Source organism: Micromonospora sp. NPDC051925 (assembly GCF_044548625.1).
Classification (GTDB): Bacteria; Actinomycetota; Actinomycetes; order Mycobacteriales; family Micromonosporaceae; genus Micromonospora.
Map to the genome: position 1 here is coordinate 1 of NZ_JBIUCH010000021.1, position 21,214 is coordinate 21,214.

Below are 21,214 nucleotides of genomic sequence, written 5' to 3' on the forward strand. Positions count from 1 at the left end.
CCGTCCCGGTGGCTTCCGTGGTGGTGACTCCCGTGAGGGTGGTTTCCGTGGCGGGGAGCGCCGCGATGGTGGTTCCGGTGGTGACCGGCGTGAGGGTGGTTTCCGCTCCGGTCCTCGTGACGGTGACTCCCGGCCCGGTGGTTTCCGACGGGACGGTGACTCCCGTGAGGGTGGGTTCCGGTCCGGTCCGCGCGAGGGTGGTTTCCGGGGCGGGGACACGCGCGGCGGAGAGCGCCGTGATGGTGACTTCCGTGGTGGTGACTCCCGCGAGGGTGGCTTCCGGGGCGGCGAGCGTGGCGGTTACGACCGGCCGCGCCGTGACGACCAGCGGGGTGACGAGGACCGCCGTCGCGAGGGTGGGTTCGGCCCCGATCGGGAGCGCCGGGACGAGGCCGACGGCCGGTCGGCCGCACCGGCACTGCCGGACGAGATTGCCGCGAGTGACCTCGACACGGCGGTTCGTGCGGAACTCCTCTCGCTGAACAAGCCGGTGGCGGAGACCGTCGCTCGGCATCTGGTCGCCACCGGTCAACTGATCGACGAGGATCCGGAGGAGGCGTTGGCCCACGCGATGGCTGCCCGGCGGCTGGCCTCGCGGATCTCCGCCGTACGTGAGGCGGTCGGGCTGGCCGCGTATCACGCGGGGGAGTGGCAGACGGCGATCGCCGAGCTGCGCACGTACCACCGGATGACCGGGTTGCAGAGCCACCTGGCCGTGCTCGCCGACTGTGAGCGCGCCCTGGGGCGTCCGGAGCGGGCGATCGACCTGTTCCGGGGGGCCGACAGCGACAAGCTCGACAAGGCCGTCGCGATCGAACTGCTGATCGTCGCCGGCGGGGCCCGGGGTGACCTGGGGCAGAAGGACGCGGCCGTGGCGATGCTCCAGGTCCCGGAGCTGACCACCGAGGTGGCCGAGCCCTGGACCGCCCGACTGCGTTACGCGTACGCCGACGCGCTGCTCGCGGTGGGCCGCCGAGAGGAGGCCCGGGAGTGGTTCTCGCGCGCCGCCGACGTGGACACCGACGGTGAGACCGACGCCCCGGAGCGGCTGCTGGAACTCGACGGCGTGGTCATCGAGGGTGACGACGAGGACGACGAGCCGGCTGAGGAGTCGACGTCCGACCCGGATGCTTCGGGCGCGGCACCGGCCCGGCCGGACGCCGACCTCCCCGAGGCCGACGACCTGGCCGACCAGGACGCCGACCTCGACGAGGACGACGCCGTGGACAGCGAAGACCCCGACGAGGACGACGCCGACCTCGAGGACGACGACCTCGACGACGACGAGGACGACGACCTCGACCGTGGCGCCGACGACAGCCAGGGCGACGACAGCCAGGGCGACGAGGCCGACGACCGCGACGCTGTGGTTGCCCGTTCCGGGGATGCCCCGGACGCGGCCACCCCGGCCGGCGGCGGGACGGCTCCGGCGGACACCCGGCCGGTCGACGGGCGCGAGCCGGAGGCGGACCAGCGATGACCGAGGTCGCCGGGGACCGGCTGGTCGACGGGTATGCCCTGGTCGTCTTCGACCTGGACGGAGTGATCTACCTGATCGACCGGCCGATCCCCGGCGCGGTCGAGGCCCTCGGCGCACTCCGGGCCGAGGGCCGGTCGGTGGCGTTCGCCACGAACAACGCCTCACGGCGTTCCAGTGAGGTCGCCGACCTGCTCACGGGGATGGGCGTACCGGCCGAACCGGCGGAGGTGCTCACCTCGGCGGCGGCCGCCGCCGAGGTGCTGCGGGACCGGCTGCCCACCGGGTCTGCGGTGCTCGTCGTCGGCGCGGAGGCGCTGCGCGCCGAGATCCGCGCCGTCGGGCTCACCCCGGTCGACCGCGCCGACGCCGCGCCGGTCGCCGTCGTCCAGGGGTACGGCCCACAGGTGGGCTGGGTGGACCTGGCCGAGGCATCGGTGGCGATCCGGGGCGGGGCGACCTGGGTAGCCACCAACACCGACCGGACGTTGCCGAGTGGACGTGGCCCGCTGCCCGGCAACGGGTCGCTGGTCGCTGCCCTGAGGCATGCCCTGGACCGGGCACCCGACGTGGTGGTCGGCAAGCCCGAGCCGGCGCTCTTCGCCACCGCCGCCCGGCGTGCCGGTGCCGGCCGGGCGTTGGTGGTCGGCGACCGGCTGGACACCGACATCGAGGGTGCCCGCCGGGCCGGGCTGGACAGCCTGCTGGTGCTCACCGGCGTCAGCGACGTACCCGAACTGTTGGCCGCCGCCGAGCAGCGGCGGCCGACCCACGTTGCGGCGGACCTGGCCGGGCTCTTCGATCCGACGGCGGTGGTCCGGGTTCCCGGCGCTCCGGAGACCGGCGGGTGGTCGGCGACGGTGCTGGACGACGCGGTGGAGCTGCGCGGTGCCGGACGCCCGCTGGACGCGCTGGCGGCGCTCTGTGCGGTCGCCTGGTCGGCCGGCACCGGCGCGGACGTACGACCCGCCTCACCGGAGGCGGAGCAGGTGCTGGCCGGTTTCGGCCTGGCCACCTGACAGTCTGGACGCGGGGTGGTGCCGGCCTGCCAGGGGCCGGTGCCGCCCGGCCCGCTGCCGTACCCGGCGCGCCGGGTGCGGTCGGCGGCTGTCAGAGCAGCTTGCGCAGCTTCAGCAGGTCGAACGGGCTGGCCTTGATGGAGACCCGCCGGGCGGCGACCGCCTTGGTGACGTCGAGCTGACCGTGCACCAGGGCGACCAGATCGTCGCTTGTGGTGACCAGCGCGATCTTCGCCTTCGGGTCGTCGCCGTCGGCGAGGTCGAGCAGCCGCCCGCCGGTGATCCGGCCGTGGAAGGCCGTCTCCAGGTCGGTGATCCGGCAGGCCAGGGTGCGATCCATATCGATCTTGCTGGACGCGTCGGCGTGCCGGTCCAAGCGGTCGGCAAGATCCCGCAGAGCCTGTCGGCACTCGTCCACGCTGGCCACATCGTCTCCTCACACCCGCCACGCCGTTTCCCGGCACCGTACCGCAATGGGCGGGTCGGGGCGCCCGGTAGCGTGAGGGCCGCACACTGCCCCCGCGGAAGGACTCAGTCATGCAGGACGCGTGGCGCGCCTACCTGGAGCTGGCCCTGGGCCTGACGGAAGCGCCCCGAAAGAGGGCCCAGGACGCCGCCCGGCGGTTGGCCGGCACGGGCGGCGCTACCGCCGTCCAACTCCAGGCGCTCGCCGAGGAACTCGTCGCCACCGGCGCGGCGAACCGGGAGGCGTTGACCAAACTGGTCCGGTTCGAGGTCGACCGGGCACTCGGTGCGGTGGGGCTCGCCACCGCTGACGAGGTCGCCGAGCTGACCCGCCGGGTGCACGAGCTGGAACGGCAGCTCCGTGCGGCCAAGGGCGGACCGGCTGCGCCGCTGGCAGGCGATGCCGTGCCCGACACCACCGTCACGGTGACCAGAACGGTGGCCAAGAAGGCCGTGAAGAAGGTCGTGAAGAAGGCGGCGGCGACGCCGTCCGCCGAACCGGGCAGCCCCGGTGAGGATCCACCGCCGCGGCCCCGGCCGGTCAAGAAGACCACAGCCGTTCGACGTCGCGCGGGCGGTGCCGAGTGAACCGCGCCGCCCGGAGTCGGTCGTGACCGGCCCGGCCCGGCCCGGTCCGCCGCCTACCGGTCGCCCCGGTCCGCCGCCGCACCCAGGCCGCCCCGGTCCGTCGCCGTACACCGGTCGGCCTGGTTCGCTGCCGTCCACCGGTCGGCCTGGTCCGTCGCCGGTCGTCGAGCTGGACGACGACGGTGTCGACGACGCCCGTCATCCGGCCGTCGACGCCGCGGTGCGGGCGATGGCCAACGCCGAGGGCCTGTCCCCGGCCGACCAGATCGCCCAGTACGAGGCGGCGTACCAGACGCTGCGGGAGACCCTCGCCACCATCGACCAGGCCTGACCGGACCGGAGAGAACCACCCCATGGCACGTCGTACCCGGCTCGACGCCGAACTCGTCCGTCGCGGCCTGGCCCGTTCCCGTGAACAGGCCGGCGCGCTGATCGAGGCCGGCCGGGTCCAACTGCGCGGGGTGCCCGCGCGCAAGGCCGCCGCGATGGTCGATCCGGCCGATCCGCTGCTGGTCACCGGCGCGGACCCGACCGACGAGTACGTCTCCCGGGGCGGCCACAAGTTGGCCGGCGCGCTCGCCGCCTTCGCCCCCGCCGGGCTGGGGGTGGCCGGCCGGCGGTGCCTGGACGCCGGGGCGTCCACCGGCGGGTTCACCGACGTGCTGCTGCGGGCCGACGCGGCCGAGGTGGTCGCCGTGGACGTCGGCTACGGCCAGCTCGCCTGGTCGCTGCGTACCGACGAACGGGTCCGGGTCCTGGACCGCACCAACGTGCGTACCCTCACCCCGGAGGCGATCGGCGGAGCGGTGGACCTGACCGTGGCCGACCTGTCGTTCATCTCGCTGCGTCTGGTGCTGCCCGCGCTGGCCGGCTGCACCCGTACCGACGGCGACCTGGCGTTGATGGTCAAGCCGCAGTTCGAGGTCGGCAAGGAGCGGGTCGGTGCCGGCGGCGTGGTCCGCGACCCGGCGCTGCGGGCCGAGGCGGTGCTGGACGTGGCGGCGACCGCCGCCGGGCTCGGGCTCGGTCTGGCGGACGTGGCGGCCAGCCCACTGCCGGGCCCGAGCGGCAACGTCGAGTTCTTCGTATGGTTACGCCGGGACGCGCCGGCGGCCGATCCCGAGCGGGTGCACGCCGTGGTGGTCGCCGGGCCGATCGGTCCCGGGCCGGACCCGGAGTCCGGGAAGGTGGCAGGGTGAGCGTGGTGCACGGCGTCGGGACGGTGTCCCGCGAGGGTGGACGGGAGGCGGGTCCGGTGGACCTCAGCGATGGCGTGACCGGGCGGGTGCGGGACGGGTGGTGGCACCGGTGAGCCGGACCGCGCTGCTGGTGACGCACACCGGGCGGCGACGGAGCACCGAGCACGCCCGGGCGGTCGCCGCCGACCTGATCGCTGCCGGTTTCGAGGTACGGGTGGTGGCCGAGGAGGCCGAGGACCTGGACCTGCCCGGGGTGGTGCCGATGGCCGGGTTGCAGGCGGCCGAGGGCGCCGAGATCGTTTTCGCGCTCGGCGGGGACGGCACGTTCCTGCGCGCCGCCGAGCTGGCCCGCCCGGCCAAGGTGCCGCTGCTCGGCATCAACCTGGGCAAGGTGGGTTTCCTCGCCGAGGCGGAGATCGACGATCTCGACACCGCCGTACGGGACGTGGTCGGGCGCAACTACACCGTGGACGAACGGCTCACCCTCGATGTCACCGCCGAGTTCGACGGCGGCCCGACCATCGAGTCGTGGGCGCTCAACGAGATCAGCGTCGAGAAGGGCGAGCGCGCCCAGATGCTGGAGCTGCTGGTGGACGTGGACGGTCGGCCGCTGTCCCGCTACGGCTGCGACGGCGTGGTCTGCGCCACCCCCACCGGCTCCACCGCGTACGCGTTCTCCGGTGGGGGGCCGGTGGTCTGGCCCGAGGTGGAGGCGTTGCTACTGGTGCCGATCAGCGCGCACGCGCTGTTCAGCCGCCCGCTGGTGACCGCGCCCACCTCCACGTTCGTCATCACGGTCGACCCGTTCACCACCCTGGCCGTGCTCTGCTGCGACGGCCGGCGGGTCTACGACCTGCCGCCGGGCGCCACGGTGACGGTGCGTCGGGGCGCACTGCCGGTGCGGGTCGTGCGGTTGCGGGACCGGCCGTTCACCGATCGGCTGGTGGCCAAGTTCGCCCTTCCGGTGCAGGGCTGGCGGGGCAGCCGCCGCTGACGCGGCCCGGGTCCGCCGGTGACGTCGGTGCGTTCGTCGTCGCCCCGGACGCCGTCCACCAGCGGCGCTGCCCCGGCGGGGCTTTCCCGGCCGCACCGGTGGGCCGTGCCGGCTGGTCAACTGTCGCAGGACGCGTCTACTGTCGGTTGCTGTGCTGGAAGAGCTGCGGATCACCGGATTGGGCGTCATCGAGGACACCACCCTGCCGCTGGCCGGCGGGATGAACGTCATCACCGGTGAGACCGGTGCCGGCAAGACGATGGTGGTGACCGGCCTTGGCCTGCTCTTCGGCGGTCGGGCCGACGCGGGTCGGGTGCGGGCCGTGCCGGGGCGGGCCGTCGTCGAGGGGCGGCTGCGGCTCGACGGCCGGGTCGCCGACGTGGTGCACGCCCGGATCGTCGACGCCGGCGGCGGGCCCGACGACGACGGCTCGTTGCTGATGAGCCGTACGGTCACCGTGGAGGGTCGGTCCCGGGCGCATCTGGGCGGCCGGAGCATGCCGGTGTCGATGCTCGGTGAGGTCGGCGAGCAGGTGGTGGCGGTGCACGGCCAGTCCGACCAGCTCCGGCTGCTGCGGCCGGCCGAGCAGCGGGCCGCGCTGGACCGGTTCGCCGGCCCCGGGCACGAGAAGCTGGTCGACGCGCTGCGGGAGGCGTACGGGCGGTGGCGGCAGGTGGTCGACGACCTGGCCGACCGGCGCAGCAACGTCCGGGCCCGGCACCAGGAGGCCGATCTGCTGCGGCTGGGCCTGGACGAGATCACCCGGGTCGACCCGCAGCCCGGCGAGGACGACGAGTTGAAGACCGAGGCGCAGCGGTTGGAGCACGCCGAGGGGCTGCGTACGGCCGCCCAGTTGGCGCACCTGTGCGTGGCCGGCGGGGTGGAGGCGGCCGACGACACCCCGGACGCCACGACGCTGCTCGGCACGGCCCGGCGCACCCTGGAGGCGCAGGCCGGCACCGATCCGGCGCTCGGTGAGCTGGCCGGTCGGCTGGAGGAGGCGGCCACCCTGGTGGCGGACGTCTCGGCGGAGCTGTCGACGTACCTGGCGGCGTTGGACGCCGACCCGGCCCGGTTGCAGACCATCTACGAGCGCCGGGCCGCGTTGCGCGCGTTGACCCGCAAGTACGCCGACGACGTCGACGGGGTGATCGCCTGGGCCGAGCGGGCCCGGACCCGACTGTCCGACCTGGACACCTCCGACGAAATGCTCGACGAGCTGGACCGGGAGGCGCAGCGCCTCGCCGGTGAGGTGGCGGAGTTGGCCGGCCGGCTGTCGGCTTCCCGGCAGGAGGCGGCGGTCCGGTTCGCCGAGCAGGTCACCGTGGAGCTGGCCGGGCTGGCGATGCCACACGCCCGGATCGAGGTGGCGGTGCTGTCCCGGCCGGCCGGGCGGTCCGAGCCCACGCTGGTGGTCAACGGGGTCGGGTGCGGGGTCGGTCCGGACGGTGCCGACGAGGTGGAGCTGCGGCTGCTGGCCCACCCGGGAGCGCCGTCGCTGCCGTTGCAGCGGGGTGCCTCCGGCGGTGAGCTGTCCCGGGTGATGCTCGCCATCGAGGTGGTGTTCGCCGGCTCCGGCGGCCCGCCCACCCTGGTCTTCGACGAGGTCGACGCCGGGGTGGGTGGTCAGGCGGCGGTGGAGATCGGTCGGCGGTTGGCCCGGCTGGCCCGCAGCCACCAGGTGCTGGTGGTGACCCACCTGCCGCAGGTGGCCGCGTTCGCGGATCGGCACCTGGTGGTGGCGAAGGACACCGGGGGCGCGGTGACCACCAGTGGGGTGCGGGTGGTGGAGGACACCGAGCGGGCCCGGGAACTGGCCCGGATGCTGGCAGGTTTGCCGGATTCGGATCTGGGTATCGCCCACGCCGAGGAGTTGCTGGCCGTCGCGGCGAAAGAAAGGCGGCCCTGAGGCGCAACGATTGTGAGCGGAGGCACACCGGCCTGCGCTCCGGTGTGCTTCCCTGGGTAGGCGGCCCTGCTCAGGCATGTCGCGACGGAAATGCCTGCCTCCCATGCCAGGATGGTCACGATGCGTCTACCCACGTTGCGCCGGACCCGAAACGCGGAACCGGACTCAGTTCTCGGCACCGCACGTCTGGACCGCCGTACGAAACGGCTGGTCGGCCGGCTCCGCCCCGGTGACATCGCGGTGATCGACCATGTCGACCTGGACCGGGTGGCGGCCGACTCGCTGGTCGCGGTCGGGGTCGCTGCGGTGCTCAACGCCAAGCCGTCGGTCTCCGGCCGATATCCCAACCTCGGTCCCGAGGTGCTGATCGCCGCCGGCATCCTGCTCCTGGACGACCTCGGCGAGGGGGTCTTCGAGCGGCTCCGGGAGGGTGACACCGTCCGGATCGAGGGCAACACCGTCTTCGTCGGCGACGAGCCGGTCGCGCACGGAGACCTCCAGGACGCCGAGACGGTCGCCAAGGCGATGGCCGACGCCCGGGAGGGCCTGTCGGTGCAGTTGGAGGCGTTCGCCGCCAACACCATGGACTATCTGCGCCAGGAACGGGACCTGCTGCTCGACGGGGTCGGTGTCCCGGACATCCAGACCCAGGTGCAGGGCCGGCACTGCCTGATCGTGGTCCGGGGCTACGACTACAAGGCCGACCTGGACGTGCTGCGCCCGTACATCCGGGAGTTCAAGCCGGTGTTGATCGGCGTGGACGGCGGGGCGGACGCGCTGGTCGAGGCGGGCTACACCCCCGACATGATCATCGGGGACATGGACTCGGTCACCGACGACGTGCTGCGTTGCGGCGCCGAGGTGATCGTGCACGCCTACCCGGACGGCCGGGCGCCCGGCCTGGCCCGGGTCAACGGCCTCGGCGTGCCGGCGATCACCTTCCCGGCCGCCGCCACCAGCGAGGACCTGGCCATGCTGCTGGCCGACGAGAAGGGCGCCTCGCTGCTGGTCGCGGTCGGCACCCACGCCACGCTCGTCGAGTTCCTGGACAAGGGGCGTGGCGGGATGGCCTCCACCTTCCTCACCCGGCTCAAGGTCGGCGGCAAGCTGGTCGATGCCAAGGGCGTGAGCCGGCTCTACCGACAGAGCATCTCCGGCTCGTCCCTGCTGCTCCTGGTCCTCTCGGCGATCGCCGCGATGGCTTCCGCCGTGGCGGTCTCCACCGTCGGCAAGGCGTATCTGGGCGTGGTCTCCGAGTGGTGGGACAATTTCGTGTTCCAGCTCGGCCAGCTCTTCTAGCTCCCGACCGATCAAGAGGCTGTAAGCGTGATCAACTTCCGGTACCACGTGGTGTCCCTGACCGCGGTCTTCCTGGCGTTGGCGATCGGCCTGGTGGTCGGCACGGCCGCCCTCAACGGCCCGGTGGCCGACTCGCTCAAGGAGACCGTCAACTCGCTGCGCAAGGACAACCAGCAGATGCGTCAGTCGGTCAACAGCCTCCAGAAGGAACTGGACATGGAGGAGGACTTCGCCGCCGAGACGGCGCAGATCCTCCTGCCGGGCAGGCTCACCGGCAAGCGGGTCGTGGTGCTCAGCCTGCCCACCGGCCGGGAGCACACCGAGGGCGTGCTGAAGATGCTCCAGCTCGCCGGTGCCAACGTGACCGGTCGGGTCGACGTGCAGGACAAGTTCGTCAACCCGGACAACAACACCAACCTGATGGAGCTGGCCGTCACCGCCGCCCGGCCCACCGCACCCGCCTCGGCGCTGCCCGGCAACGGCAACGGCGTGGAGACCTCCAGCGCCCTGCTGGCCAGCGTCCTGCTCGACCGCCCGCAGGGCACCCCGGCGGTGACCGACGCGGACCGCCGGGCAGTGCTGGCCGCGTACGCCAACGCCGGCTACCTCACCAGCGAGGAGAAGGTCACCGGCCCCGCCGAGGCCGTCGTGGTGGTCAGCGGGCAGCCCTACATCGACAAGGACTCCGCGAAGAAGGACGAGTCGGTGGTGAAGATCGCCGAGCAGTTCGACCGCACCGGCGCGATCGTCGTCGCCGGCAACGGCTCCGCCGGGGGCAACCTGGTGGCCGTGGTACGCGGCGACCCGGTGCTCGCCCAGACCATCTCCACCGTCGACAACGCCAACACCGTGCAGGGGCAGCTGGTCACCAGCCTGGCCCTGGTCCAACAGCTCACCGAGAAGCGGGCCGGACAGTACGGCATCGGCGACAACGCCACGCTGATGCCTAGACTGCCCCAGTGAGCGAACCACGTACCCCGGTGACCGGTTACCACCCGCCCAGGCCGTCCGGCGGTGCCGCATGAGCGGGCTCGGGCGGCTGCTCGCCGCCGCTGCCGGAGCCGCCGCCGCCCGGTACGCGCTGCGGGAGATCCGTACCGCCCCGGTCGGGCCGGCGCTGGAACGCACCAACTTCCGTGGCCGTACCGTCAGCCTGGCTGCCGGACCGGCCCTCGCCGTCGGGGCGTCCGGTGCCGGGGCGCTCGGCGCCGCCAGCGTCCCGGCCGGGGCGGCGGTCCTCGTCGCCGGCCTCGGCGCGGGCGCGGTCGGCCTCTACGACGACGTGGTCGGTGCCCGGCCGGAGCAGAAGGCGGCCAAGGGCTTCGCCGGTCACCTCGCCGCCCTGCGTGAGGGCCGGGTCACCGCAGGCCTGGTCAAGGTCGCCGGGGTGGGCGCGGCCGGGCTCGCCGCCGCCGCCCTGCTCGCCGCCGACCCCCGGGTCGCCGCGCACCCCCGCCGGCAGCGCCACGGCACCCTCGGCCGCACCGTCGACGTGCTGCTCGGCGCGGGCGTGGTGGCCGGCACCGCCAACCTGCTCAACCTGCTCGACCTGCGCCCCGGACGGGCGTTGAAGTCCGGTGTGCTGCTCGGCGTCCCGCTGGCCGCAGGCCCGCACGCCGGCATCGCCGCCGGTGCGGTCGGTGCCGCCGGTGGGCTGCTCGACGAGGATCTCGGCGAGCGGGTGATGATCGGCGACAGCGGCGCCAACGCGCTCGGCGCGCTGCTCGGCGTGGCGCTCGCCGCCCGGACCGGGCCGCTCGGCCGGGCCGGTCTGCTCGCGGTGCTCGCCGGTCTCACCGCGGCCAGCGAGAAGGTCAGCTTCACGGCGGTCATCCAGCGCACCCCGGTCCTGCGGGAACTCGACGCGCTGGGCCGGCGATCCGACTGACGTGACCAGACCGGCACCCCTCGCCGGCGCCGGTCGCGTTGCCGGAGCCGCCGCCCTCATCGCCGTGCTCACCGTCCTGGCCCGGCTCGCCGGGTTCGGCCGTACCGCCGTGTTCACCTGGGTCGTCGAGAGCAGCGACCTCGGCGGCATGTACGTGATCGCCAACACCGTCCCGAACATCATCTTCGAGATCGTCGCCGGTGGGGCGCTGGCCAGTCTCGTCGTACCGCTGCTGGCCGGGCCGGTCGCGGCCGGTGACCGGCGGGCGGTGGCGGCCACCACCGGCGCGCTGCTGACCTGGACGGTGACCCTGCTGGTGCCGCTCGCGGCGCTGGTGGCGCTCTGCGCCGACCCGATCATCTCGGTGATCTCCGACGCGCGGTCGCCGGCCGAGCTGGCCGCCGGGGCGCGGATGCTGCGGGTGTTCGCCCCGCAGCTGCCGCTCTACGGCATCGGGATCGTGCTCACCGGGGTGCTCCAGGCACACCGCCGGTTCGCCTGGCCGGTCATTGCGCCGCTGCTGTCCAGCCTCACCGTCGTGGGGGTCTACCTCGTCTTCGGCGTCACCCAGGGCCGGGACGCGAGCATCGCGCAGGTGAGCCGGGCCGGTGAGCTGATCCTCTCTGGCGGCACCACCCTCGGCGTGGTGGTGCTGTCGCTGTCGCTGCTGATCCCGTTGCGCCGGCTCGGGCTGACCTGGCGACCCGGATACGCCTTCCCCGCCGACGCCCGTGCCCGGGTCGGCGGGCTCGCCGTGGCCGGGGCGGTCACCGTCACCGCCCAGCAGCTCGCCCTGGTGGTCATCCTCAACCGGGTCTCCGGCGGACCGACCGGCTCGCCGCAGGTCTACAACCTCGCCCAGACCATGTACCTGCTGCCCTGGGCGGTGCTCGCGGTGCCGCTGGCGGTCGCCGCGTACCCGGGGCTGTCCGCCGCCGCGGCCACCGGGGACGAGGACGGCTACCGCACGACGGTCGCCGCGACCACCCGGGGGGTGCTGCTGTTCAGCTTCCTCGGCGCGGCGGCCCTGGTCGGCACCGCCGAACCGGTCGGCCGGTTCTTCCCGCTCGGCGCGGCGCAGACCGCCGCCGCGATCGCCGGGTTCGCCCCCGGCCTGGTCGGCTACGGGCTCTTCGCGGTGCTGTCCCGGGCCCTCTACGCCCGGGGCGCCACCCGGGCGGCCACCGCCGCCATCACCACCGGCTGGTTGGTGGTGCCGCTGGTCGCCGTGCCGCTGGCGGCGCTGCTGCCCCGCGCCGACCGGGTGCTGGCGGTGACCCTGGCCAACTCCGTCGGCATGCTGGTGCTCGGGGTGCTGCTGGTCGGCGCGGTGCTCCGGACCGCCGGTCGGGCCGCCCTCGCCGGTGCCGGCCGGGCCGCCACCGCCGGCCTGCTCGCCGCGCTGCTCGCCGCCCCGGCCGGCGTCCTCACCGCCCGGCTGCTCGCCGACGGCGGCACCCCGACGTCAGCGGGGGCACTCGTTCAGGGCATGCTGTCCGGGGCCGTGGTCGGCGTGCTGTTTCTCGCCGTGGCCTGGCTCGTGGACCGGCGGGACGTCGGGCCGCTGCTCGTCGGCGTACGTCGTCGGCTGGGCGGCCGGCGACCGGCGGGTGCCCCGCAGGACGGCGTTGCCCGCAACGCCGGTGACGGGAAGGAGACCTTCTCCCCATGACCGACGCGACGTCCGCCCCGGACCCCCGGGGCACGGTGGTGCTGCTGCTCGCCTCCAGCACCGGCGGGGTCGGTCAGCACGTCCGGTCGGTGGCCCGGGGGCTCGTCGAGGCCGGCCAGCCGGTGCTGGTCTGCGGCCCGGCCGCCACCGCCGACCAGTTCGACTTCACCGCCACCGGGGCCCGGTTCACGCCGGTGGAGATCTCGGCCAACCCCACCCCCGCCGACGCCCGCGCGGTCACCGCGCTGCGCCGGGTGCTGGCCGGCGAGGACGTCCGGGTGGTGCACGCCCACGGGCTGCGTGCCGGACTGGTCGCGGCGCTCGCCCGGCCCGCCGCGCCGCTCGTGGTCACCTGGCACAACGCGGTGCTCGCCGGTGGGCTGCGCGGGCGGTTGTCCCGGGTCGCCGAACGGGTGGTCGCGCGGTCCGCCCGCGTCGCCCTGGGGGCCTCCGCGGACCTGGTGGACCGGGCGACCGCGCTGGGTGCCACCGATGCCCGGCTCGCCCCGGTCGCCGCGCCGGCCCTGCCCGCCCCGCGTCGCCGCCGGTCCGCCGTCCGGGCCGAGTTCGGCGTCGCCGCCGACCAGCCGCTGGTGCTCTCCGTCGGCCGGCTGCACCCGCAGAAACGCTACGACGTGCTCGTCGACGCCGCCGCCCGGTGGCGTACCCGGACGCCGCCGCCCGTGGTGGTGATCGCCGGCAGCGGCCCGGCGTACCTGCCACTGGCCGCCCGGATCTCCGCCGCCCGGGCCCCGGTGACCCTGCTCGGGCATCGCAACGACGTGGCGGACCTGCTCGCCGGGGCCGACCTGGCGGTGGTGACCAGCGACTGGGAGGCCCGGCAGTTGTTCGCCCAGGAGGCGCTGCGAGCCGGCGTACCGCTGGTGACGACCGCCGTCGGTGGGCTGCCCGAGCTGGTCGGCGACGGCGCGCTGCTGGTCCCGGCCGGTGACGTCGACGCGGTCGACGCGGCCGTCCGGTCGCTGCTGGACGACCCGGGCCTCCGCGCCGACCTGGCCCTTCGGGGCGCCACCCGCGCGGCCGGCTGGCCCACCGAGGCCGACACCGTCGCCGCGCTGCGCGCCCTCTACACCGAACTCGACGTCGACCCCGCCGGCCGCCTCGGCCGCACCGGGGCCGCGGCCCCCGGCACCGACACCCCCTCGACGGGACGCGCCTGATGCTGCGCAGATTCACTCCGGTCCTGCTCACCCTGATCGTGGTGGTGCTCGGCGTCACCGCGCTGGCCGCCCGCCCCGACAGCAGCCCGCCCCGGCGCACCGCCGACTACGTGGTCCTCGTCGGGGTGGCCGGGCTGCGCTGGTCCGACGTCGACCCGCAGACCACCCCGACGCTGTGGCGAATGGCCCAACAGGGCTCCATCGGATCGCTGTCGACCCGCTCCGCGCACCGCCCGACCTGCCCGGTGGACGGCTGGCTCACCCTCGGCGCGGGCAGCTACGCCGGCTGGAACGGCAGCCGCCAGTCGGGCGAGTGCCCGCCGGTCGGGGTGACCGTCGAACAACCCGACGGGATCGGCGCCAACCTGCCCGACCAGGAGAGCGTGGTCGCCTACAACGCCGACCGGCAGTCCTGGGGCACGGTGCCCGGCTCGCTGTCGGAGTCGGTGCGCTGCTCGGTGGCGGTCGGCCCGGGTGCCGCCGTCGCCGCGGCCCGCCCCTTCGGCCGGGTCGACCGGTACGCCCCGGCGCTGCCGGCCGATCCGGCGGAGCTGCTCGGCTCCTGCGTGCTGAGCATCGTCGACCTGGGCACGGTCAGCGGCACGGACCCGGCGGAGCGGCAGGCGGACGCCCACCGCGCCGACGAGGCGCTGGCGAAGGTGGTCGCCGCCCGGCCGGAACGATCCCTGGTGCTGGTCGCCGGGGTGTCCGACACCGAGGCACCGGCCCGGCTGCACGTCGTCGTCGCCGACGGCCCCGGCTGGGAACACGGTTGGCTCACCTCGGCCAGCACCGGCCGGGAGGGCTACCTGCAACTGGTGGACCTGGCGCCGACCGCGTTGACCGCGCTGGGCCGGCCGATGCCCGAGCGGATCTTCCTCGGCCGGCCCGCGGTGAAGGTCGACGGTCGCCCCGACGACCTGGCCACCGCGATCACCGCGCCGGCCGACGCCGACCGGGAGGCCGCCGCCCAGCGGGCCGTGGCCGGCTGGTTCTTCGCCCTGCTCGCCGCGGCCCAGATCGCCCTCGCCATCGCGGTGCTGCCGCTGCTGCGCCGGGCCCGCCGGCTCGCCGGCCCGCACAGCCCGCCGCCGGTGTCCCGCCGTGTCGTGGCGACCGTGGAACTGCTGCTGGTCGCCGCCGCCCTGGCGGTGCCCGCGGCCCTGCTCGCCGACGCGGTGCCGTGGTGGCGGGGCGACCATGCCGGTGGGTACTTCGCGGGGGTGACGATCGCGCTGATCGTCGGTGCCACCGCCCTGGTCCGGTTCACCCCCGGCCACGACCGCACCCTCGGCCCGCTCGGCGCGGTCGCCGGCCTGGCCACCCTGGTGGTCGGCGCGGACGTGCTCAGTGGCGCCCGGTTGCAGCTCAACGGGGTGGTCGGCTACTCCGCGCTGGAGGGTGGCCGGTTCGCCGGCCTCGGCACGGTGGGCCTGGGCGTCTTTCTCGCCGGTTCGCTGCTCAGCGCCGGTTGGCTCGCCCAGCGGGTCCGCCGGCAGTGGCGGCCGATGGTGGTGGTCGCGGTGGGCGGGCTGGCCGTGGTGGTGATCGGCAGTCCCTACCTGGGTGCGGACTCCATCGGCGCGATCGCGTTGACCGCCGGGGTGGCGGTGGCCGCCGCGATCAGCACCGGCGGCTGGCTGACGGTCAGCCGGCTGCTCTGGGCGACCATGGCCGGGCTGGCGCTGACCATCGGCTTCGCAGTGGTCGACCTGCGCCGGCCGGTGGAGGAGCAGGGGGCGCTGGGCCGGTTCCTGACCGCCCTCGGTGAGGGCACCGGTGGGCTGACCGTGCACCGGTCCAGCACGGCGAACTTCCAGACGTTGGTGAACAGCCCGTTGACGGTGCTGGCGGTGGTCGGACTGCTGCTGGTCTGGTTCGCGTTGCTCCAGCCCTGGGGTGGGCTGATGCGGCTGTTCGGCATCTACCCGGCGATCCGGGCGGCGTTGGCCGGTACGGCGGTCGCCTCGGTCATCGCCGGGTTGTTGGGCGGCACCGCGCTGGACGTGGCCGGGGCTGCCGGGGCGTTGGTGGTGCCGATGGCGGCGCTGGCCTCGCTGCGGGTGCTGGACCACTCCACCGACCGCACCCTGCCCGGTACGGGTCACCCCCGCACGGAGGGCCCGGGTGGCCCGCCCGGCGGTGCCCCGTCCGACGACGCCCCGCCCGACGGGCGGCCCGACGAGGACGGCGGCGACGCCCGGGTGGGGGACGGGAACGACCCGACCACGGGGCGTGCCCCACGCTCGGAGCCGTCCGACGGCAACGGGGCCGGCAGCCCGGACGACGGTGGCGGCGGCCCGGACGACGACGAGGCTCGGCCGGTGGGGCGAGGTGGGGCGAAGGTGCCCGCGGCGCGTACCCCCGGCTCGGTGGTCCCGGCATCGACCGAGGCGGTGGCCGGCCGGTCCGGCGTGGGCTCCGGATAGCTCGAGGTCGGGTGCGCCGCCGGGTGGCCCCCGGGGAGGTGTTACCGTGGAATCCCGTGGATCGCGTGATCACTTTGCTGATCGGCACGGCGGTTCGCACGACCGCTACGGACGACACGGGAGCAGGCCTTGGCCCCTTCAGCACGGACGACCCGGCACATCTTCGTCACCGGGGGCGTCGCCTCATCGCTCGGTAAGGGCCTCACCGCCTCCAGCCTCGGCAATCTGCTCACCGCGCGGGGGCTGCGGGTGGTGATGCAGAAGCTCGACCCCTACCTCAACGTCGACCCCGGGACGATGAACCCGTTCCAGCACGGCGAGGTCTTCATCACCGAGGACGGCGCGGAGACCGACCTCGACGTCGGGCACTACGAGCGCTTCCTCGACCGGGACCTCTCCGGCAAGGCCAACGTCACCACCGGCCAGATCTACTCCGACGTGATCGCCAAGGAGCGGCGCGGCGAGTACCTGGGCGACACCGTCCAGGTCATCCCGCACATCACCAACGAGATCAAGGCCCGGATCCTCGGCATGGCCGACCCGGACCCCGACGGCCAGATCCCCGACGTGGTGATCACCGAGGTCGGCGGCACCGTCGGCGACATCGAGTCGCTGCCGTTCCTGGAGGCGATCCGCCAGGTCCGCCACGACCTGGGTCGGGACAACTGCTTCTACCTGCACGTCTCGCTGGTGCCCTACCTGGCCCCGTCGGGGGAGCTGAAGACCAAGCCGACCCAGCACTCGGTGGCGCAGCTGCGCAACATCGGCATCCAGCCGGACGCCATCGTGCTGCGCTGTGACCGGGAGATCCCGGAGAAGCTCAAGGAGAAGCTTTCCCTCTACTGCGACGTGGACCGGGAGGCGGTCGTCGCCGCCCCGGACGCCCCGAGCATCTACGACATCCCGAAGGTGCTGCACCGCGAGGGCCTCGACGCGTATGTGGTGCGCCGGCTGGGCCTGTCCTTCCGTGACGTCGACTGGAGCAGCTGGGACGACCTGCTGGAGCGGGTGCACCAGCCGCACCACACGGTCACCGTGGCGGTGGTCGGCAAGTACGTCGACCTGCCCGACGCGTACCTGTCGGTCAGCGAGGCGATCCGGGCCGCCGGTTTCGGCCACCGGGCCCGGGTACAGCTGCGCTGGGTGCCCAGCGACGACTGCGTCACCCCGGCCGGGGCGGCGTCGGCCCTGGCCGGCGTGGACGGCATCGTCATCCCCGGCGGTTTCGGCGTCCGGGGCATCGAGGGCAAGATCGGCACCGCCCGGTACGCCCGGGAGAACGGCGTGCCGCTGCTCGGCCTCTGCCTGGGCCTCCAGTGCATGACCATCGAGGTGGCCCGCCACCTGGCCGGCCTGGACGCGGCGAACTCCCTCGAATTCGACGAGGAGGCCGTCCACCCGGTCATCGCCACCATGGCCGACCAGGAGGACATCGTCGCCGGCCGGGGCGACCTGGGCGGCACCATGCGGCTCGGGGCGTACCCGGCGACGCTGGCCGCGGGGTCGATCGTGGCCGAGGCGTACGGCAGCACCGAGATCAGCGAGCGGCACCGGCACCGGTACGAGGTCAACAACGCCTACCGGGACCAGCTCACCAAGGCCGGCCTGCACATCTCCGGCACCTCCCCGGACGGCCGGCTGGTCGAGTTCGTCGAGCTGGACCGGGGTCTGCACCCGTTCTTCGTGGCCACCCAGGCGCATCCGGAGCTGAAGAGCCGCCCGACCCGCCCGCACCCGCTGTTCGCCGGGTTCGTCAAGGCGGCCGTGGCGTACTCGGAGGCCGATCAGCTCCCGGTGGACCTCGATCCGGTGGCCGAGGCGCCGTCGCCGAAGAACGCGGCCCGCAACGGCGCGTCGGCGAAGGCCACGTCGGCGTCGTGAGCGCCGTCGAGCACCGCTACGAGCTGCGCTCCCGGGTCGAGCGCTACGCCGGCCGGATCTTCTCGGTGGTCACCGACGAGGTGACCATGCCGGGTGGGGGAACCGCCACCCGCGACTACGCCCGGCACGTCGGGGCGGTGGGTGTGGTCGCCCTCGACGACGCCGGCCAGGTGGTGCTGGTCCGGCAGTACCGGCAGCCGGTCGGGCGGCACCTGTGGGAGCTGCCCGCCGGGCTGATGGACGTCAGCGGCGAGGAGTTGGCCGTCGCCGCCGCCCGGGAGCTGGCCGAGGAGGCCGACCTGACCGCCGGCCGGTGGGACCTGCTGGTCGACGTGCACACCTCGCCGGGCTTCTCCAACGAGGTGGTCCGGGTGTTCCTCGCCCGGCAGTTGGCCGAGGTGCCCGTCGACCAGCGGCACGAGCGGCACGAGGAGGAGGCCGACCTGCAGATCGTCCGGATCGACCTGGACGAGGCGGTCGGCATGGTGCTGGCCGGGGAGATCACCAACGGTCCGTGCGTGGCCGGCCTGCTGGCCGCCGCCCGGGCCCGCGACGCCGGCTGGTCGGTGCTGCGCCGGGCCGACACCCCGCTGCACCGCTGATCCGGTACGCCCGCAGGGGCCGCCGCGGTCCGCCGCGCGGCCCCTGTCCGGTGTGGGCGCCGTCCGGCGGGCCGGCCGACCCGGTGCGACGATGGGGAGACGTCGAACGGCAGGTCCGGGTGGTACACCTGACACACCGTCAGGCAGATCGGGCATCGGGTGTCACTGTGCTGGCTCGGGTGGGCGGGCGGCCCCCTAGACTGCCGCCGGCGGGACCGGTGGACCGCGTCGGCAACGGAGCCGGCGGGGCACCGCGCAGTCCGGGGTGCGGCACCTCGGAGGAAGGTGTCTGCATCGTGAAGGTCGGAATCCCGCGCGAGGTCAAGAACCACGAGTACCGCGTGGCGATCACGCCGGCGGGCGTCAACGAGTTCGTCCGCCACGGCCACCAGGTCTTCGTCGAGGCCGGCGCCGGTGTCGGGTCCAGCCTCACCGACGACGAGTTCGCCGCCGCCGGGGCCACCATCCTCGGCACCGCCGACGAGGTGTGGGACACCGCCGAACTGGTGCTCAAGGTCAAGGAGCCGATCGCCGAGGAGCACCACCGGATGCGTGCCGGGCAGGTGCTCTTCACCTACCTGCACCTGGCCGCCTCGAAGGAGTGCACCGACGCGCTGGTCGACCGGAAGGTCACCGGCATCGCGTACGAGACGGTCGAGCTGCCCGACCGGTCGCTGCCGCTGCTCGCCCCGATGTCCGAGGTGGCCGGCCGGCTCGCCCCGCAGGTCGGCGCGTACCAACTCCAGCGGCAGGGCGGCGGCCGGGGCATCCTGATGGGCGGCGTCTCCGGGGTGTACGCGGCGAAGACCGTGGTCATCGGCGCGGGCGTGTCCGGGATGAACGCCGCCGCGATCGCGCTGGGCCTCCAGGCCGAGGTGCTGCTGCTGGACAAGAACGTGGCCCGGCTGCGGCAGGCCGACGCCATCTACCGGGGCCACCTGCAGACGGTCGCCTCCAACGCGTACGAGATCGAGCGGGCGGTGCTCGACGCCGACCTGGTCATCGGCGCGGTCCTCGTCCCCGGCGCGAAGGCCCCGATGCTGATCTCCAACGAGCTGGTCTCCCGGATGAAGCCGGGCAGCGTGCTTGTCGACATCTCCATCGACCAGGGTGGCTGCTTCGAGGACTCCCGCCCCACCACGCACGCCGAGCCGACGTACCAGGTGCACGAGTCGATCTTCTACTGCGTGGCGAACATGCCCGGCGCGGTGCCGCACACCAGCACCTACGCGTTGACGAACGTCACCCTGCCGTACGCCCTCGAACTGGCCAACCAGGGCTGGCGCGACGCGTTGCGCCGTGACCCCGCCCTGGCGCTGGGTCTGAACACCCACGACGGTCGGGTGGTCTACGGCCCGGTCGCCGACGCCCACGGCATGGCGACCCTTCCCCTGGCCGAGGTGCTGGCCTGACCGATCAGACCCGCGGCGCAGCACCGGATCAGGCACACGGCGTACCCGATCCGGCCCGTGGCATGGCTTCCGACGGCATGGCTTCCGACGGTGGACGGAGCGCGGCGGGCGACGGCGTCGGGGCGGGCGAGGAGCCCGCGCCGGCCCTGCGTCGGGCCGTGCGCGGCTACCTCGACCACCTCACCGTCGAACGGGGACTGTCGGCCAACACCCTCACCTCGTACCGTCGGGACCTGGAGCGTTACCTGGGCACCCTGGCCGCCGCCGGGGTGACCGAGCTGGCCGCCGTCGGCACCGGGCAGGTCGAGGCACACCTGGCCCGGCTGCGCGAAGGCGACGAGGACCACCCGCCGCTGGCGGTGACCTCGGCCGCGCGGGCCGCCTCCGCCGTGCGGGGGCTGCACCGGTTCGCCGTCCGCGAGGGGCTGGCCGGGGCGGACCCCAGCCGGGACGTCCGGCCACCCACCCCACCGCGCCGACTGCCCCGGGCGTTGCCGGTCGACGAGGTGACCCGGCTGTTGGAGACCGCCGGCCCGGTCACCGCCACCGGCGACGGGGCGGCCCTCGCGCTGCGGGACCGGGCGCTGCTGGAGTTCCTGTACGGCACCGGCGCGCGGATCTCCGAGGCGGTCGGTGCCGCCGTGGACGACGTGGACGTCGACGAGGGCACCGCCCTGCTGCGCGGCAAGGGCGGCCGGACCCGCCTGGTGCCGATCGGCGGGTACGCCGTCGAGGCGCTGCGCGCCTTCCTGGTGCGGGCCCGCCCCGGCCTGGTCGCCGCCGGCCGGGGCACCCCGGTGGTCTTCGTCAACGCCCGGGGCGGACCACTGACCCGGCAGGGGGCGTGGACCGTGCTGCGGCGGGCGGCGCAACGGGCCGGGCTGCCGGTGGACGGCCCGCACGCGGTGTCCCCGCACACCCTGCGCCACTCGTACGCCACCCACCTGCTCGACGGCGGCGCGGACGTGCGGGTGGTGCAGGAACTGCTCGGCCACGCCTCGGTCACCACCACCCAGGTGTACACGTTGGTCACCGTGGAGCGGCTGCGCGAGGTGTACGCCACCACGCACCCCCGTGCCCGGGGTTGAAACCGTCCGCCGGGCCGCTGACCGGCCGGTACGTCCGACACGCCGGACCGGTGCCGAACGCGCTGGTCGTCGGTGGCGTAGAGTCGGCATCGGCGCGGACCTCCTGGGGCG

General features: G+C 74.4%; 19 protein-coding genes. 17 read left to right on the forward strand and 2 right to left on the reverse strand.

Annotated elements, in window-relative coordinates:
• The coding region (locus ACIG87_RS25450) for a hypothetical protein (RefSeq protein ID WP_396853803.1) at positions 1 to 514 on the reverse strand (514 nt) is incomplete at its 3' end.
• Between ACIG87_RS25450 and ACIG87_RS25455 the strand changes: the two genes are divergently transcribed.
• Together ACIG87_RS25455 and ACIG87_RS25460 are read left to right on the forward strand one after the other, a co-directional pair.
• Entirely contained in the window at positions 491 to 1,480 is a 990-nt protein-coding gene (locus ACIG87_RS25455; RefSeq protein WP_396853805.1) for a tetratricopeptide repeat protein, read from the forward strand. The two genes, ACIG87_RS25450 and ACIG87_RS25455, sit on opposite strands and share 24 nt — an antisense overlap.
• Complete coding sequence (locus tag ACIG87_RS25460; protein WP_396853807.1) at positions 1,477 to 2,496, forward strand: HAD-IIA family hydrolase; 1,020 nt, start codon at positions 1,477 to 1,479, stop codon at positions 2,494 to 2,496. Before ACIG87_RS25455 ends, ACIG87_RS25460 begins: the two co-directional genes overlap by 4 nt.
• 91 nt (positions 2,497 to 2,587) lie before the next feature.
• On the opposite strand, the gene ACIG87_RS25465 is transcribed toward ACIG87_RS25460, so the two are convergent.
• Positions 2,588 to 2,923, reverse strand: a complete 336-nt coding sequence (locus ACIG87_RS25465) for an SCP2 sterol-binding domain-containing protein (protein WP_396853809.1) — start codon at positions 2,921 to 2,923, stop codon at positions 2,588 to 2,590.
• Positions 2,924 to 3,033: 110 nt separating this feature from the next.
• On the opposite strand from ACIG87_RS25465, the gene ACIG87_RS25470 reads away from it, so the two are divergent.
• From ACIG87_RS25470 to ACIG87_RS25540, 15 genes are all read left to right on the forward strand, one after another.
• Positions 3,034 to 3,549, forward strand: coding sequence for a phasin family protein (locus ACIG87_RS25470; protein ID WP_396853811.1), 516 nt, complete (start codon positions 3,034 to 3,036; stop codon positions 3,547 to 3,549).
• Between the two features lie 22 nt (positions 3,550 to 3,571).
• Positions 3,572 to 3,880 carry a hypothetical protein gene (locus tag ACIG87_RS25475; RefSeq protein WP_396853813.1) on the forward strand — a complete coding sequence of 103 codons (309 nt, stop codon included), beginning with the start codon at positions 3,572 to 3,574 and terminating at the stop codon, positions 3,878 to 3,880.
• Positions 3,881 to 3,902: 22 nt separating this feature from the next.
• Entirely contained in the window at positions 3,903 to 4,748 is an 846-nt protein-coding gene (locus ACIG87_RS25480) for a TlyA family RNA methyltransferase (RefSeq protein WP_396853815.1), read from the forward strand.
• A gap of 109 nt (positions 4,749 to 4,857) precedes the next feature.
• On the forward strand, positions 4,858 to 5,742 hold the full coding sequence (locus ACIG87_RS25485) for an NAD kinase (protein WP_396853817.1): 885 nt from the start codon (positions 4,858 to 4,860) through the stop codon (positions 5,740 to 5,742).
• A gap of 151 nt (positions 5,743 to 5,893) precedes the next feature.
• Positions 5,894 to 7,651, forward strand: coding sequence for a DNA repair protein RecN (gene recN, locus ACIG87_RS25490; RefSeq protein WP_396853818.1), 1,758 nt, complete (start codon positions 5,894 to 5,896; stop codon positions 7,649 to 7,651).
• Between the two features lie 120 nt (positions 7,652 to 7,771).
• On the forward strand, positions 7,772 to 8,950 hold the full coding sequence (gene steA / locus ACIG87_RS25495; RefSeq protein WP_396853819.1) for a putative cytokinetic ring protein SteA: 1,179 nt from the start codon (positions 7,772 to 7,774) through the stop codon (positions 8,948 to 8,950).
• Between the two features lie 27 nt (positions 8,951 to 8,977).
• Entirely contained in the window at positions 8,978 to 9,913 is a 936-nt protein-coding gene (locus ACIG87_RS25500; protein WP_396853821.1) for a copper transporter, read from the forward strand.
• Between the two features lie 58 nt (positions 9,914 to 9,971).
• A complete protein-coding gene (locus ACIG87_RS25505; RefSeq protein ID WP_396853822.1) occupies positions 9,972 to 10,838 on the forward strand; it encodes a hypothetical protein in 867 nt (288 codons plus the stop codon).
• 1 nt (position 10,839) lies between these two features.
• Positions 10,840 to 12,510, forward strand: a complete 1,671-nt coding sequence (gene murJ, locus ACIG87_RS25510) for a murein biosynthesis integral membrane protein MurJ (RefSeq protein ID WP_396853824.1) — start codon at positions 10,840 to 10,842, stop codon at positions 12,508 to 12,510.
• Entirely contained in the window at positions 12,507 to 13,691 is a 1,185-nt protein-coding gene (locus ACIG87_RS25515; RefSeq protein ID WP_396853825.1) for a glycosyltransferase family 4 protein, read from the forward strand. Before murJ ends, ACIG87_RS25515 begins: the two co-directional genes overlap by 4 nt.
• Positions 13,691 to 16,120, forward strand: coding sequence for a hypothetical protein (locus ACIG87_RS25520; RefSeq protein WP_396853826.1), 2,430 nt, complete (start codon positions 13,691 to 13,693; stop codon positions 16,118 to 16,120). The genes ACIG87_RS25515 and ACIG87_RS25520 overlap by 1 nt, the downstream gene beginning before the upstream one ends.
• 129 nt (positions 16,121 to 16,249) lie before the next feature.
• A complete protein-coding gene (locus ACIG87_RS25525) occupies positions 16,250 to 18,001 on the forward strand; it encodes a CTP synthase (protein WP_396853828.1) in 1,752 nt (583 codons plus the stop codon).
• On the forward strand, positions 17,998 to 18,603 hold the full coding sequence (locus tag ACIG87_RS25530) for an NUDIX domain-containing protein (RefSeq protein ID WP_396853830.1): 606 nt from the start codon (positions 17,998 to 18,000) through the stop codon (positions 18,601 to 18,603). Before ACIG87_RS25525 ends, ACIG87_RS25530 begins: the two co-directional genes overlap by 4 nt.
• A 296-nt stretch (positions 18,604 to 18,899) precedes the next feature.
• Positions 18,900 to 20,015 carry an alanine dehydrogenase gene (gene ald / locus ACIG87_RS25535; protein ID WP_396853831.1) on the forward strand — a complete coding sequence of 372 codons (1,116 nt, stop codon included), beginning with the start codon at positions 18,900 to 18,902 and terminating at the stop codon, positions 20,013 to 20,015.
• Positions 20,016 to 20,092: 77 nt separating this feature from the next.
• The gene (locus tag ACIG87_RS25540) at positions 20,093 to 21,103 is read left to right on the forward strand and encodes a site-specific tyrosine recombinase XerD (RefSeq protein ID WP_396853832.1); all 1,011 of its coding nucleotides are present in this window, start codon (positions 20,093 to 20,095) and stop codon (positions 21,101 to 21,103) included.
• The last annotated feature ends 111 nt before the right edge of the window (positions 21,104 to 21,214 follow it).

Coding starts and splice junctions, on each gene's coding strand:
- ACIG87_RS25460 (WP_396853807.1), top strand. CDS start 1,477: ATGACCGAGGTCGCCGGGGACCGGCTGGTCGACGGGTATGCCCTGGTC.
- ACIG87_RS25470 (WP_396853811.1), top strand. CDS start 3,034: ATGCAGGACGCGTGGCGCGCCTACCTGGAGCTGGCCCTGGGCCTGACG.
- ACIG87_RS25480 (WP_396853815.1), top strand. CDS start 3,903: ATGGCACGTCGTACCCGGCTCGACGCCGAACTCGTCCGTCGCGGCCTG.
- steA (WP_396853819.1), top strand. CDS start 7,772: ATGCGTCTACCCACGTTGCGCCGGACCCGAAACGCGGAACCGGACTCA.
- ACIG87_RS25505 (WP_396853822.1), top strand. CDS start 9,972: ATGAGCGGGCTCGGGCGGCTGCTCGCCGCCGCTGCCGGAGCCGCCGCC.
- ACIG87_RS25515 (WP_396853825.1), top strand. CDS start 12,507: ATGACCGACGCGACGTCCGCCCCGGACCCCCGGGGCACGGTGGTGCTG.
- ACIG87_RS25520 (WP_396853826.1), top strand. CDS start 13,691: ATGCTGCGCAGATTCACTCCGGTCCTGCTCACCCTGATCGTGGTGGTG.
- ACIG87_RS25540 (WP_396853832.1), top strand. CDS start 20,093: ATGGCTTCCGACGGTGGACGGAGCGCGGCGGGCGACGGCGTCGGGGCG.